Genomic DNA, 13,320 nt, shown 5'->3' on the forward strand with positions numbered 1-13,320 from the left:
TAAGTTGTTATAAATCATTTGGTTACGGATGATCTCAGCGTGCCTACAGCTGACTGAGGGTCCCTAGCGTATTGACACGACAAGGCCAGAATTCGCATTTTGCAAATACCCCTCCAAAATCAATTCGCATTTTGCAAATTGTCAAAGCGCAGACATAAAAAAAGCCGCGGGCTCTCGCCACGCGGCTAAACGGAGATGCGTTGTGTTAAGAGCTAGCGACGATCAGCAACCCGTCTGCACTCCTGATGTTCAGTGAGCCCCACCAAGCGTGACATTGCTTGGACAAAATCCGGTTTCTGATCAGTCGCGCTGATGTACATCTGGCAGGCGCCCTCCCAATCTTGTGTGGCTTCCCGGATTAATCCCTCGTGATAGGCGATTCTCCAGCCAGAAGCACCGAGTCTTCCTGCGGCACTCAAGGCATTGCGCGCCTGAGCGTATTTGCCTTCCAGGTAATAAACGGCTGCCAGTGTTTCTCGTAATTCAGCGTAATCTGGGCGCAACACAATCTGCTGCTGTAGCAATTTACGCGCTCGCGCAGTATTGCCTTCCTGCACTGCCAGCTGACTGCGCAAAATCGCGGCTTCCGGATGTGCCCCCGGCATAGATAACAGCTGATCGAGGGATAATTGCGCTTTATCGCGCTTCCCCGCCTCCAACTGCAGTACGGCATTTGCCATCAGAATCCGTTCATTATTTGGGAACTCTACCACCAGGCGCTCCACTTCCCGCTGAATGCGCTCACAGTCATGAATTGCGCTGTAGGCACGTTTGATTTCATGACAGGAATCACCGTTGCGATCTTTCTCAAGATATAACGCCATTACCTGATCCAGTCGTTCGTTTGGATCGGCCACTCGGCTACGGTGATCGCTCATCGAAACACAGCCTGTAAACAAAACGCTTGCTGCTACGAGCGCCAACACCTTCATACTGTTTAAATACTTCATTGCTTAATCTCCCTTGAGCCGCTGTTAGCGCTGCTCTTTCTCCGGCAGTGAAATAGACCAGTCCAACAGCTGCATGCTATCGGGAAACTGCCATAACGAAATTTCATGTCGCGGCGCGCGGATAATGGTTGGTGTAACGATAATAACCAGCTCCGTGTCGCTGTCGCCGTCGCTCGACGATTTGGCGAGATTGCCAACCAGTGGCACACTGCTCAAACCCGGTGTGTGACTTTTACTGTCCGACAAATCTCGACTGACCAGACCACCTATCACCAGTGCCTGACCATCTTCCAACCGCGCCGACGTCTTGATAGTGCGCACATTAAAGGCTGCCGTGTTAAGGTCTGAGCCCGTGCTACCGGCAATATCCTGCGTCAACTGTGTATCTGGCAGCGAAATTGTGGGCCGCATATCCAAGGTGATCGAGTCGTTTTCGCCCACCATTGGCCTAACTTCCAGCTCAACACCAAACGACTTGAATTCGGTTCCGCTGAACACCCCACCTGCGTTATTGCCCACCGAATCATCAGCTGACAGCCCGGTAGGTGCGAAAGCCTTTGGTACGGGAACCTCACCGCCTGCACGAAATACGGCAGACTCTCCGGCCAATACTGTCAGCGTTGGTCGACTGACCGTGCGTGAGATGCCTTCCTCTTCCAGCAAGGCGAACAAGGCATCGAGAGCAACGTCGCTGCCCCCGACCTGAAGATTATTCAGCAGGCTGCCGCCGAGAATCTGCAATGCGTTTTCAACCTGCGACGCGTTGGCACCGCGCTGTGATCTGCCCGCCAGCCCAAAGGTGCCTGAATTGTCGTACCCATTTGTTACCAGCGTCATATCTGGGCGCCAGCTTTTCAGGCGGCGACGACTCACCTCATGCATCTGCACAGACACCCGGACCTGAGGCAGGTCGCGTACCTCTATCGTAGAGAGGATTCGTCCGCCGGCTACAGACAACATTTTTGAGCGACCAACATTCGCGGCTATATTGTTGCCTAGCCCGGAATCTCCCCCGCCTAGTTGGCCAAAGCCACCGAGTCCGGAGCTTCGGCCACTTTGGCGCCCGCCATTAAGCAGACCACCGGCTTCATTGGCGATTACTTCGATATTGCCACCGTCACCAAGCTGGGCTGACTCACCGGCAAACATTTTCGAGGCAACATTGAGAATACGCACCAGGTCGACCTGAGTTTCGACCGCGCCGGATAATAGAAGAGTGTCCGCAAGATCATTTTGCATGTCACCGCTTTGGATGCGGCTTACGGTCACATCTTCCCCACCCATGGTCTGCAAGACTTTGCTCAACTTCTGTACAACGTTTTCAGGCAGCTGCTCTACTTGAATAAGGTTGATGATCGTTGCTCGGTTCGCACTCCGGCGAGCCGGTGCAGCCGCGCTATCCATCGCAGATTTAACCCGAAAGGTTGCATCGTTAACCATTGACGACAGGTCAGGTGCTTGCATCACCACATCCATATCGCTGCTGCCAGCGCCTCGCGCTACATCAAGATAGTTGCGGGCGGCCGTTTCAGCTGCAATGCGGAAATTGATGGTTGGCACACGCCCGCGAAGCACGAGTGCTGCACGGTCTGGCGCCAACTGAATTCGAATATTAGGGTGAATATCATTTAAAGCTTTTCTGAGAACACTCAGGTCTTCAATCACACTGAATAGGAAATTCTCGGTGGTACCATCTTCGTACCACACCATGATGCTGGTTCGCCCGACATTCTTCCCCAGAGCGAGCACTTCGTTCGTACCCAACACCTCAACCTGCAAGGTAGCTTCCTGACCAACCGCCACGCGCTTTAAGGCCTTGTTGAACACCAGACGCGTGTGCGTCCATTGCACCAGCTCGCGCGTGCGGAGAGATTTGGTTCCATCCGCCGTTTCGACAAACTGCAGGCCCTTTGCACTGTCCGCCAGCGCTGGTGCAACTCCGAGCAGTGCCACCGCAAGCGCTACAGTGAACGCAATCCTTTTCATTAAACTACCCTCCGGTCGGCTGTTTTTCATCGCAGGCTGCGAGAAGACAGCTCATTATTTGTATGCTGAGCGAGACGATCTTGTTGTAACGGACACTGCTTGTCCTCGGTCAAATCCACGAGACGCAGCTCGCATCCATATTCCGTCACGGTCGCCCCAATCGCCGTTCTGGGACAGACATCACCAAAATCCATAACACCATCGCCATCTGTGTCGCGATAGCCTGTCGCTGGCGCGCCATAATCGGCAGCAACCTGATTTACATAATGCACCGTCGATAGCTGACTGCAGCCTGTCAGTAACAGTAACGGTATTAAAAGCAATGATTTCATCTCCGTATCCCTTTTTGTCTGTTCATTCATGATGTAACGCAATGCCAACCTGAATGCAGAATACGGGCCAGTTTTCCAACCAGCTAAAAATCCATCAAATTCAGTATATTACTTATAGCTTTAAGCTACCTACTTTGTTTTTGTCCTGTACTGACACTTTGATTCGCAAATTGCAAAGCAATCTGAGATCGCAGTGAGAAGCCGATAGTAAACCCGTCACTAAACAGCGCGGTTTTTTGCCAGGGCGGCTTTCAGGCCAACCCCCGCCAACGCTGCAGACCAGACCCGCGGCAGGCTGCGAAGCAAACGCGTCATCAATCGATTTTGCCAGCCTGGCGTCCACAGGCAGCTCCTGCCCAACCGCGCAAGCGCCTCCTCCACCACACGCTCAGGCGTCATCAAGCCAGAGAGCTCTTCATTGCGGAACCCCTGTTTGCGCGGAGCTTCAGTATCGGTCGGCCCCGGCGCGAGTACCAGCACTTCGACACCGCTGGCGCGGCATTCATTGTGCAATGCAAAGCCCAGCGAATGCACAAACGCCTTGCTGGCAGCATAGGTCGCAGACCAGGGAAACGGAGACTCCCCCTCGACTGACCCAGTGAAGATAATGCCACCCTTACCTGCCGCCTTCATATCCGGCAGGCAATATTGAGTAAGAATTATCGAAGCAATGCAGTTGGTATTTACCATTTCCACATTGGTCTGAGTGCCCGCCTCTTCAAATTGCCCTTTGAAACCAAATCCGGCGTTATTGATAAGCAGCGACACCCCGCGGCCACTGAGGGATTTTGCGTAATCCTCAACCGCCCCGACATATGACAGGTCCAGCACGACCACCTCAACCGTGACCCCATGTGTCTGCCGCAATTCATCCGCCAGACTTTGCAGCGCCTGCTGCCGCCTTGCCACCAGGATCAGGTCCATTCCTGCCGCAGCCAATGCGCGGGCAAAAGCGCGACCAATTCCCGAGGAGGCCCCCGTCACCAATGCCACAGTTCCAAACCTTTCCAGCAATAAACCCGTCATCGAATTGCCATCTCCCTTTAATCACTGTGCCATCTGGGTAACAGAAACTTCATGCGTCAGCTTTCAATCTCAATGGTAGATCAAAACAGAACAGGGGAACGCGATGAACTGCTATAAAGCCACCCAACTTGCGGGGTGTTTACTATTGCCACTGGTTTTAACGGCCTGTAATGGCGACGACGGAAACAATGGCGCAACGGGCGCTCAGGGACCATCCGGCACGGCCGGCTCTGCGGGAGCCGACGGTTCGCCCGGATCAGTTGCATTGGTAACACAGACAACCTTGCTAGCTGGCAGCGACGAGTGTTTTGATGGTGGTACGAGAATCGACAGTGGCCAGGACATCAACCGTAATGCGGTACTCGATAATAGCGAGATAACCGCATCAACCTACCTTTGCAATGCACCTGCGGTTAATCCGGACAACGCGTTTGTGCGCATTGCGACATTCGCGGTGTGCGAGCAAACTGACAGCACCTGCAACACCAATATAGAAACGGCAGCTGCAGCGGACATCAATCGGGATAACACACTCCCGTTCCTCCCAGCCCGCAATAGCCCCCCGGGTTCTTTGCCAGATATTGCTGATGGTAGTCCTCGGCAAAATAGAACTCGGGGGCTTTGATAACTTCCGTGGTGATCGCGGGCAACCCCTTCGCCTTAAGTGCGCGCTGGTAATTGGCAAGGGTCTCTTCTGCCAGCGCCTGCTGTTCTTCTGAATAGGTATAGATACCAGATCGATACTGGGTGCCCACATCATTCCCCTGACGCATGCCCTGGGTCGGGTTGTGGCTTTCCCAGAAAGTCTGCAGCAATTCCCGATAGCTAATCTGTTCTGGATCAAATACCACTCGCACCACCTCATTGTGGCCGGTCATGCCGCTACACACCTCTTGGTAGCTAGGATTGGGAGTGAAGCCCGCAGCATAGCCCACAGCGGTCGAGTGCACGCCCGACAACTGCCAGAATTTGCGTTCGGCGCCCCAGAAACAGCCCAGACCAAACATAGCCATTTCCATGTGCTGTGGAAACGGCCCGGCCAGCGAGGCGTCAAGAACATAGTGCCGGGCAGCGACAGGCATAACGTCGCTGCGGCCCGGAAGTGCCTGCTCGGCACTGGGCATTACAGGGGTTTTCCCAAACAGTCCCATCAATTACTCTCCTTTACTACAACTTGCGCGCCAGCAGCAAGCCATCGCCCACCGGGACCAGACTGCACTCAACACGATGATCTTTGCCAACCCGTGAATTCACCGCTTGAATCGCGCGGGTTTCTTCGTCGGCCGAGTCTTTTGCTACACGGCCGTCCCAGAGCGCATTATCAATTGCGATCAGACCGCCGGGGCGCACCAGGGTCAGACACTGCTCGTAATAACGAACATAGTTTTCCTTGTCGGCGTCAATAAAGGCAAAGTCGTAAAACTCACGCTCGCCAGCCGCTATCAGTGCATCTAGCGTATCCTGCGCCGGTGCCAACCGCAGATCAACCTTATAGTCGACACCGGCCTTTTCCCAGTAGGTTCGGGCCACCGCCGTATACTCCTCGCTGATATCACAGGCAATGATACGACCATCTGCGGGCAGGGCCAGTGCGACCGCTAACGTGCTATAACCGGTAAATACGCCTACTTCTATACAGTGGGTAGCGCCCAACATATTAATAAGAAGCTGCATGAACTGGGCCTGCTCCGGCGCAATTTGCATCCGCGCCATCGGCATTTTCATGGTGTGATCCCGTAATTGGGCCAAGGAAGGATGCTCGCGAACCGTGGTTTTCAGCAGATAGTCGTGCTCCGCCTCGCTAAGGCCATAACTACGATTTGACATGACAGGACTCCTAACAAAAAAACCACCAAAATCATACCCGAATGACCATCACGCGCGGTAATTCCCAGGGTCACAAAAAAAGTTAATCTGATAATTGCTATTTCTGTGAAAACCGGTATAAATGGCGCCTTCTTTCCACCTCACTGGGGGACTTATGCTAAATGAAGAAATTGGAACTTATGCCGACCCTGGAAGCCGGCTCATCAGCTGTTGACGTTTATACCTCCTCCGATGAAAATCAAGATCACTTCATCGTCCGTGACGGTATAGCATACGCCGGCACACACTTAATCATCGACCTGTGGGGAGCTTCCCATCTCGATGACATCCCCCGAATGGAAAAAGCCTTCCTGGAAGCCGTCAAGGTTTGTGGAGCGACTTTGCTGCATATTCATATGCACCATTTTACGCCCAACGGTGGCGTTTCCGGTGTAGCGGTACTGGCCGAGTCACACATCAGTGTGCACACCTGGCCGGAACGCGACTACGCTGCGTTTGACGTTTTTATGTGTGGTGATGCCCGTCCCGAACTGGCGATCCCTGTACTGCAGCGCGCCTTCCGTCCGAAGCGCGTGGAAGTCAGCGAGAACCTGCGCGGGAGGATGGAGAATGGCTGAACAGCAGCGGCAGTTTCAGGAGAAACTGCACGATGGCTGGGCACAGACCTTTGGCATCAAGAACGTCCTCTTTGAAAACAAGACCGAACACCAGCATCTCATCATATTTGAGTCGGTGAGCTTTGGTCGCGTTATGGCGCTGGATGGCATCATCCAGACGACCGAGCACGACGAGTTTATCTACCACGAGATGCTGGCCCACGTCCCACTTTTCGCCCACGGCGAGGCAAAGGATGTGCTGATCATCGGCGGCGGTGACGGTGGCCTGCTGCGTGAAGTGCTAAAGCACGACAGCGTAGCTCACTGCACCCAAGTTGAAATTGATCAGGCGGTTATTGATATGTGCGTTGAGTACCTGCCGAATCATTCGGCAGGCGCTTACGACAATCCGCGCGCCAACATTGTGATCGATGACGGCATCAATTACGTGAAAAACTGCGACCGGCAGTTTGATGTAATTCTGTCCGACAGCACCGATCCCATTGGCCCCGGGGAGGTTCTGTTTACCAGCCCGTTTTATGAAGGCATCAAGCGCTGCCTGAAACCCGGTGGCATTTTTGCCGCGCAGAACGGCGTCAGCTTCATGCAACAGGACGAGGTCACCACCACGAAGAAGCGTCTGTCTCCCTATTTTGAAGACACACACTTTTACACCGCGGCGGTACCAACCTACGTGGGCGGTGTTATGACCTTTGCCTGGGCGAGCGACAATACCAACGCGCGCCACCAAACTGTGGAAACGCTAGCCGCACGCTACACCGAAAGCGGCATTAGAACGCGTTACTACAATCCTGGAGTTCATGCCGGATGTTTTGGTCTACCGCAATACGTGGTAGACGCCATCAACAACGCCTGAACCGCGTTTCGCCTGCCATGCAGGCGAAACACCTCCCTCTTCACTCTCGCTTGAACACCTGTCCGCTAATAGGCGGATGATAGATGATCTGTACGGTATTGCCGTCAGGGTCCAGACAGTAGAAACTGCGCGCGCCATCGCGATGAGTGCGCGGTTCTGACAATGTCTTTACGCCCTGCGCTTTCAGGAATGCAAACCAGGCATCTACCTCTTCCATCTCATCAATGATAAAGCCGATATGATCCAGACGCTGGGTGGCAGGGTCACGTTCACCGCCTTTGTAGCGATGCAGAGCGAGATTGTCGTTACCCGAACACAGGTAGCTATTGTCTTCGTCCGGCTGCCACTCCAGTGCCATTCCCATCAGCTCCTGATAGAAATGCAGCGTTTCTTCATAGCGCGCAACAAACAACGCTACATGGCGCAGCCCTGCGGTAGGCCGAGGACGCGAGGGCTTCATCAGGCTACGATCTCGTAACTGTGGGTCACTTCAACACCCGCCTTTTCCATCATAATGGAGGCAGAACAATACTTCTCAGCTGACATTGCCACCGCGCGCTTCACGATAGACTCTTTCAGATCGGTACCGCTCACCTTGAAAGTCATATGAATTTTGGTGAATACGGCTGGAACCGCGTCAGCGCGCTCGGCCTGAATACTCGCCTCACAGCCGGTGACCGCCTGACGAGATTTTTGCAAGATGGTAACCACGTCAAACGAGGCGCATCCACCCATACCCATAATCAACATTTCCATCGGGCGCGGCCCTAGGTCGCGACCACCCAGATCCGGCGGGCCATCCATAACAACCTTGTGGCCGGTGCCTGATGTTGCTTCAAAACTGACTCCATCTACCCACTTGACCGTGGCTTCCATCACATCTACCTACTACCAGTTTTTTGAGAACCGCATCCTACCACATGCACCCCGACGGTCGCAGGGGTCGCCATTACCGGTTTCACACGGCATAATACGCCGCATTAGCTCTATAAGATTTCACAAACGAGGATCTACTGTGATCAGTGCCCCCAAGCCAGCGATTCCAAACCTGGATGGTTTTTTAAGCCATTGCCGGCGCCGCCGCTACCCCGCCAAAAGCACCATCATTTACGCGGGCGACGACAGCGATGCACTGTACTTCATCATTGAAGGCTCTGTGACGGTTTTGATCGAAGACGATGAAGGCCGGGAAATGATTGTCGCCTACCTGAACAAAGGTGACTTTTTCGGGGAAATGGGCGTCTTCGACAACGAGGAAACCCGCAGCGCATGGGTAAAGACCAAAACCGAATGTGAAGTGGCGGAAATCAGCTACAGCAAATTTCAGGAATTGCGCGAACAATACCCGGAAGTCTTGTTCGCGCTTGGCACCCAAATGGCCAAGCGCCTGCGCCAGACCACTCGCAAGGTCGGCGATCTCGCCTTTCTGGATGTCACCGGCCGCGTCGCACGCACCCTGCTGGATTTGTGCAACCAACCAGACGCCATGACTCACCCCGATGGCATGCAGATCAAAATCACGCGCCAGGAAATTGGCCGTATCGTGGGTTGTTCGCGAGAGATGGTTGGTCGCGTTCTGAAGACTTTAGAAGAACAGGGCTTGGTTTCGGTGAAAGGCAAAACAATGGTGGTGTTTGGCACCCGATAAACCGACTTCGATTAAGGGGCAGCTTTTACCAGCGCAGCTGGTGCCTGCCCCCCAGCCCTAGTCCCCGTCGCAGCTAACAAACGAAACCCCTCAGAAAAACAACTCTGCCAGTTTCTGCCCCGGCTCTTCAGCGCGCATAAACGCCTCACCTACCAGAAACGCGTTCACACCTCGTTCACGCATCGCGGCGACATCCGCTGGCGTATGAATAGCGCTTTCGGTAACCACAATCCGGTCATCGCCAATCTTATCGAGCAGACGAAAAGTATTGTCCAGCGATGTTTCAAAGTTGTGCAGATTGCGGTTATTGATGCCAACCAGCTTTGCGCCCAAAGGCAAAGCCCGCATCAACTCGGCTTCGTCGTGTACCTCAATCAATACATCCAACCCCAGCGACAGGGCAGTGTCATACAACTCACGCATTGTTGCATCGTCCAACGCCGCAACGATCAACAAAATGCAGTCAGCCCCAATAGCGCGTGCTTCAACCACCTGATAGGGGTCGACCATAAAATCTTTGCGAATCACCGGCAGCGAACAGGCAGCGCGGGCTTGCTGTAAATAGGCATCTGCGCCCTGAAAGAAATCCACATCGGTCAATACCGACAGACAGGCAGCCCCACCCTGCGCATAGCTACGAGCAATCTCAGCCGGATGAAAATTCTCGCGAATCACACCTTTGGAGGGCGATGCTTTTTTCACTTCAGCAATTACTGCCGACTGCCCTGCACTGAGCTTAGCCTCAATAGCGGAAACAAACCCTCGCACCGGCGACGCATCCTGAGCGCGCTCGCGCAGAGATTCCAGCGATGTATTCGCCGAGCGCTCGGCCACCTCTTGCAGTTTACGATCGAGAATCTTCTTTAAAACCGTCGGCGTAGCCATTACTTGAAACCTTGTGAAAATTTCGCAAGCTGCTGCATTTTCTCCAGCGCAGCACCACTGGTGATCGCGGCGCGTGCCTGTTCAACGCCCGCCTTGATAGAGCCTGCTTTACCCGCCACGTAGAGGGCCGCACCGGCGTTAAGCGCCACCATGTCGGCAGCTTTGTGCGCAATTTCACTGCCACTTTCAGCAACGGTAAACGCTTCTCGGATCAATTGCAGCGAGGCACTGCTGTCAGCAACATCCAGCCCCACCAAGCTCTGGCTTTTGAGCCCGCAATCTTCCGGGGTAATCCGGTACTCGCTGATTTCACCACCTTTCAGCTCCGCCACGATGGTTGGTGCTGCCAGACTGATCTCATCCAGGCCATCAGTAGCATGAACCACCAGCACATGCTCGGCGCCCAGGCGTTTGAGGACTTCGGCCAGAGGACGGCACAACTCAGCGGAAAACACACCGAGCACTATGCGAGTTACGCCGGCGGGATTCGTAAGCGGGCCAAGAATATTAAAAATAGTACGCTGGGCGATTTCCTTGCGTGGGCCAATGGCGTGCTTCATGGCACTGTGATGATTGACCGCAAACATAAAGCCCACACCCACTTCACGTATGCAGCGCTGCACCTGATCCGCACTCAAAGCGAGATTGATACCGGCACTTTCCAGCAGGTCTGCACTGCCGCTTTTGGATGACACTGAACGATTGCCGTGCTTGGCCACCACCGCGCCGGCGGCTGCCGCGACGAAGGTACTGGCAGAAGATACATTGAACAGATTGGCCCCATCACCGCCGGTACCGACGATATCAACCACATGGTCGAGCCCTGACACGTCGACCGGCGTGACCAGCTCACGCATGACTCGGGCGGCACCTTCAATCTCGTCGATGCTTTCACTCTTCATTCTCAGCGCAACAAGAAAAGCGCCGATCTGGGCGTCAGTGCACTGGCCGGTCATGATATCGCGCATCACATCGGCCATTTCATCGGTGTTAAGGCTCAAGTGCTGAATGGCGCGACCGAGCGCTGTTTTGATATCCATTTTATTGTCCTCAGCGTTTCAGAAAATTGGCCAGCATCGCGTGGCCTTCTTCGCTCAGAATCGATTCGGGGTGAAACTGCACACCCTCGACATCCAGAGTTTTGTGGCGCAGCCCCATGATTTCATCCATTTCACCACTGTCTGTCTGGGTCCAGGCAGTGATCTCCAGGCAATCCGGTAGGCTATCTTTCTCGACAACCAGAGAATGGTAGCGCGTAGCAATTAAGGGATTCTTCAGCCCCTCAAAGACCCCCTTACCCAAGTGGTAGATAGGCGAGGTTTTTCCGTGCATTACCTGACGCGCCCGCACTACTTTGCCGCCGAATACCTGCCCGAGACTCTGATGCCCAAGGCAGATGCCCAGAATGGGAATTTCTCCGGCCAGTGCCTGAATAGCAGCCATGGAGATACCCGCCTCGTTCGGCGTGCACGGACCGGGTGATACCACAATGCGCTCTGGCTTCAAGGCGCGGATATCGTCCACACTGACCTCATCATTGCGCACCACTTTTACCTCAGCTTTCAATTCACCGAGATACTGCACGATGTTGTAGGTAAAGGAGTCGTAATTATCGATCATCAACAACATGTTACTGATCTCCCTCACTGCGACCGCTGCCATCCAGCACCATCGCCGCTGCACGGAACATCGCTCGCGCCTTGTTCATGGTCTCCTTCCATTCAAGCCGTGGCACCGAATCAGCGACGATACCGCCACCGGCCTGAACGTATAGACGGTTGTTTTTGATGACCGCAGTACGAATCGCAATCGCGGTATCCATATTGCCGTTGAATCCGATATAGCCCACAGCGCCACCATAAACACCGCGCTTGACCGGCTCGAGCTCGTCAATAATTTCCATGGCTCTCACTTTCGGCGCACCACTTAAGGTACCTGCCGGCAAACTGGCGCGTAATACATCCATGGCACTGAGCCCATCTTTCAACTGGCCAGTCACATTGGACACGATATGCATCACATGGGAGTAGCGCTCCACCACCATCTGATCCGTCACTACGACACTGCCAGTTTCAGCGACTCGGCCCACATCATTGCGCCCCAGATCGATCAGCATCAGGTGCTCTGCAATTTCCTTGGGATCAGCCAGCAGTTCTTCTTCCATCGCCCGGTCTTCTGCCTCGGTGTGTCCGCGTCGACGGGTACCGGCGATGGGGCGCAGCGTGATTTCACCGTGCTCGACCCGCGCCAGGATCTCCGGACTTGAACCCACGATATGAAAGTCGTCTAGATCCAGATAAAACATGTAGGGCGAAGGATTAAGTCGACGCAAAGCCCGATACAAATTGATCGGCTCGGCATCAAATGGGGTAGACAGTCGCTGCGACGGCACCACCTGCATTACATCCCCGGCAAGCGTGTATTGCTTGACCCGCTCAACCATCGCACTGTAGCCAGCTTCACCCACTTCGGATTCAAAAGCGGACTCCGGTAGTTCGCCCGGCACGGTGGCTGGTCGCGGCAGCTCCGGTGCCGGCCCGGCCATCAGCGTTTCAAGCTGATCCAGCCGCGCCTGCGCCGCAGCGTAGGCATCGTTGTCTTCGGGGTTGGCGTGCACGATCAGGGTAATGACACCGGCGAGGTTGTCGAACACCACCACTTCGTCGGAGACCATAAGCAGAATATCGGGGTTGCCGAGCTTGTCTGGCGGACAGCTGGCCGCCAGTTTCTTCTCAACATAGCGCACAGTGTCATAGCCGAAATAACCAACCAGCCCGCCATTGAAAGCCGGCAGGCTGTCCAGGTCCGGCGCCCGATAACGGGCTTGAAACTGTTCTACAAAGGCCAGCGGATCGTCGCTGTGCAGAGATTCTATTTCGCGTCCGCCCTCGGTAACGACAATTTTATTGCCGAACGCGGTAAGTACGGTATCGGCCTGCAGGCCAATAATGGAGTAACGCCCCCATTTTTCGCCCCCTTCCACCGATTCAAACAGGTAGCTGTAGGGGCCACGAGCAAGTTTCAGATAGGCGCTAAGGGGGGTATCAAGGTCGGCCAGCACATCGCGGTAAACCGGAATACGGTTATAGGGCTGCTGGGCCAGTTCGGCAAATTGTTCGGGAGTCACAGGGCTTTCCTTCAAAAACGGTGAATAACGATGTTTGGGGCGTGCTAACGCGAACGCAGGGGCCTA

15 protein-coding genes are annotated in these 13,320 nt (G+C 54.4%); 3 read left to right on the top strand and 12 right to left on the bottom strand.

Features of this window, described 5'->3' with window-relative positions; all coding sequences use genetic code 11:
* Positions 1-212: 212 nt before the first annotated feature.
* The 6 genes from ABYP39_RS06370 to ABYP39_RS06395 form a co-directional block, all read right to left on the bottom strand.
* Complete coding sequence (locus tag ABYP39_RS06370) at positions 213-878, bottom strand: tetratricopeptide repeat protein (RefSeq protein ID WP_372750700.1); 666 nt, start codon at positions 876-878, stop codon at positions 213-215.
* A gap of 96 nt (positions 879-974) precedes the next feature.
* Positions 975-2,936 (bottom strand): pilus assembly protein N-terminal domain-containing protein, encoded by a 1,962-nt coding sequence (locus ABYP39_RS06375; RefSeq protein ID WP_372781656.1) that lies wholly within the window; start codon positions 2,934-2,936, stop codon positions 975-977.
* Between the two features lie 26 nt (positions 2,937-2,962).
* On the bottom strand, positions 2,963-3,268 hold the full coding sequence (locus tag ABYP39_RS06380) for a hypothetical protein (protein WP_372750051.1): 306 nt from the start codon (positions 3,266-3,268) through the stop codon (positions 2,963-2,965).
* Between the two features lie 219 nt (positions 3,269-3,487).
* The gene (locus ABYP39_RS06385) at positions 3,488-4,294 is read right to left on the bottom strand and encodes an SDR family NAD(P)-dependent oxidoreductase (protein WP_372781658.1); all 807 of its coding nucleotides are present in this window, start codon (positions 4,292-4,294) and stop codon (positions 3,488-3,490) included.
* A gap of 515 nt (positions 4,295-4,809) precedes the next feature.
* Entirely contained in the window at positions 4,810-5,445 is a 636-nt protein-coding gene (msrA, locus tag ABYP39_RS06390; protein ID WP_372781680.1) for a peptide-methionine (S)-S-oxide reductase MsrA, read from the bottom strand.
* A gap of 16 nt (positions 5,446-5,461) precedes the next feature.
* Entirely contained in the window at positions 5,462-6,121 is a 660-nt protein-coding gene (locus tag ABYP39_RS06395) for a class I SAM-dependent methyltransferase (RefSeq protein WP_372748898.1), read from the bottom strand.
* Positions 6,122-6,300: 179 nt separating this feature from the next.
* On the opposite strand from ABYP39_RS06395, the gene speD reads away from it, so the two are divergent.
* Positions 6,301-6,738, top strand: coding sequence for an adenosylmethionine decarboxylase (gene speD, locus ABYP39_RS06400; protein ID WP_372748900.1), 438 nt, complete (start codon positions 6,301-6,303; stop codon positions 6,736-6,738).
* Positions 6,731-7,594 (top strand): polyamine aminopropyltransferase, encoded by an 864-nt coding sequence (speE, locus tag ABYP39_RS06405; protein WP_372748897.1) that lies wholly within the window; start codon positions 6,731-6,733, stop codon positions 7,592-7,594. Before speD ends, speE begins: the two co-directional genes overlap by 8 nt.
* A 40-nt stretch (positions 7,595-7,634) precedes the next feature.
* Here the strand turns inward: speE and ABYP39_RS06410 are convergent, their stop codons facing one another.
* A complete protein-coding gene (locus ABYP39_RS06410; RefSeq protein ID WP_372781660.1) occupies positions 7,635-8,054 on the bottom strand; it encodes a VOC family protein in 420 nt (139 codons plus the stop codon).
* Complete coding sequence (locus ABYP39_RS06415) at positions 8,054-8,470, bottom strand: OsmC family protein (protein ID WP_372748895.1); 417 nt, start codon at positions 8,468-8,470, stop codon at positions 8,054-8,056. The genes ABYP39_RS06410 and ABYP39_RS06415 overlap by 1 nt, the downstream gene beginning before the upstream one ends.
* 139 nt (positions 8,471-8,609) lie before the next feature.
* Here ABYP39_RS06415 and crp point away from each other — a divergent pair, with 139 nt between their 5' ends.
* Positions 8,610-9,242, top strand: coding sequence for a cAMP-activated global transcriptional regulator CRP (gene crp, locus ABYP39_RS06420; protein WP_372748894.1), 633 nt, complete (start codon positions 8,610-8,612; stop codon positions 9,240-9,242).
* A gap of 90 nt (positions 9,243-9,332) precedes the next feature.
* Here the strand turns inward: crp and trpC are convergent, their stop codons facing one another.
* Genes trpC through trpE form a run of 4 tightly spaced genes read right to left on the bottom strand, consistent with a single transcriptional unit; the run spans position 9,333 to position 13,254 of the window.
* Positions 9,333-10,127 (bottom strand): indole-3-glycerol phosphate synthase TrpC, encoded by a 795-nt coding sequence (gene trpC / locus ABYP39_RS06425; protein WP_372748893.1) that lies wholly within the window; start codon positions 10,125-10,127, stop codon positions 9,333-9,335.
* Complete coding sequence (trpD, locus tag ABYP39_RS06430) at positions 10,127-11,167, bottom strand: anthranilate phosphoribosyltransferase (protein WP_372781662.1); 1,041 nt, start codon at positions 11,165-11,167, stop codon at positions 10,127-10,129. The genes trpC and trpD overlap by 1 nt, the downstream gene beginning before the upstream one ends.
* Before the next feature lie 10 nt (positions 11,168-11,177).
* Complete coding sequence (locus ABYP39_RS06435; RefSeq protein WP_372748891.1) at positions 11,178-11,756, bottom strand: aminodeoxychorismate/anthranilate synthase component II; 579 nt, start codon at positions 11,754-11,756, stop codon at positions 11,178-11,180.
* Position 11,757: 1 nt separating this feature from the next.
* On the bottom strand, positions 11,758-13,254 hold the full coding sequence (trpE, locus tag ABYP39_RS06440) for an anthranilate synthase component I (RefSeq protein ID WP_372781664.1): 1,497 nt from the start codon (positions 13,252-13,254) through the stop codon (positions 11,758-11,760).
* Positions 13,255-13,320 lie beyond the last annotated feature (66 nt).

This window comes from Litorivivens sp., assembly GCF_041625495.1.
Classification (GTDB): domain Bacteria; phylum Pseudomonadota; class Gammaproteobacteria; order Pseudomonadales; family Spongiibacteraceae; genus Litorivivens.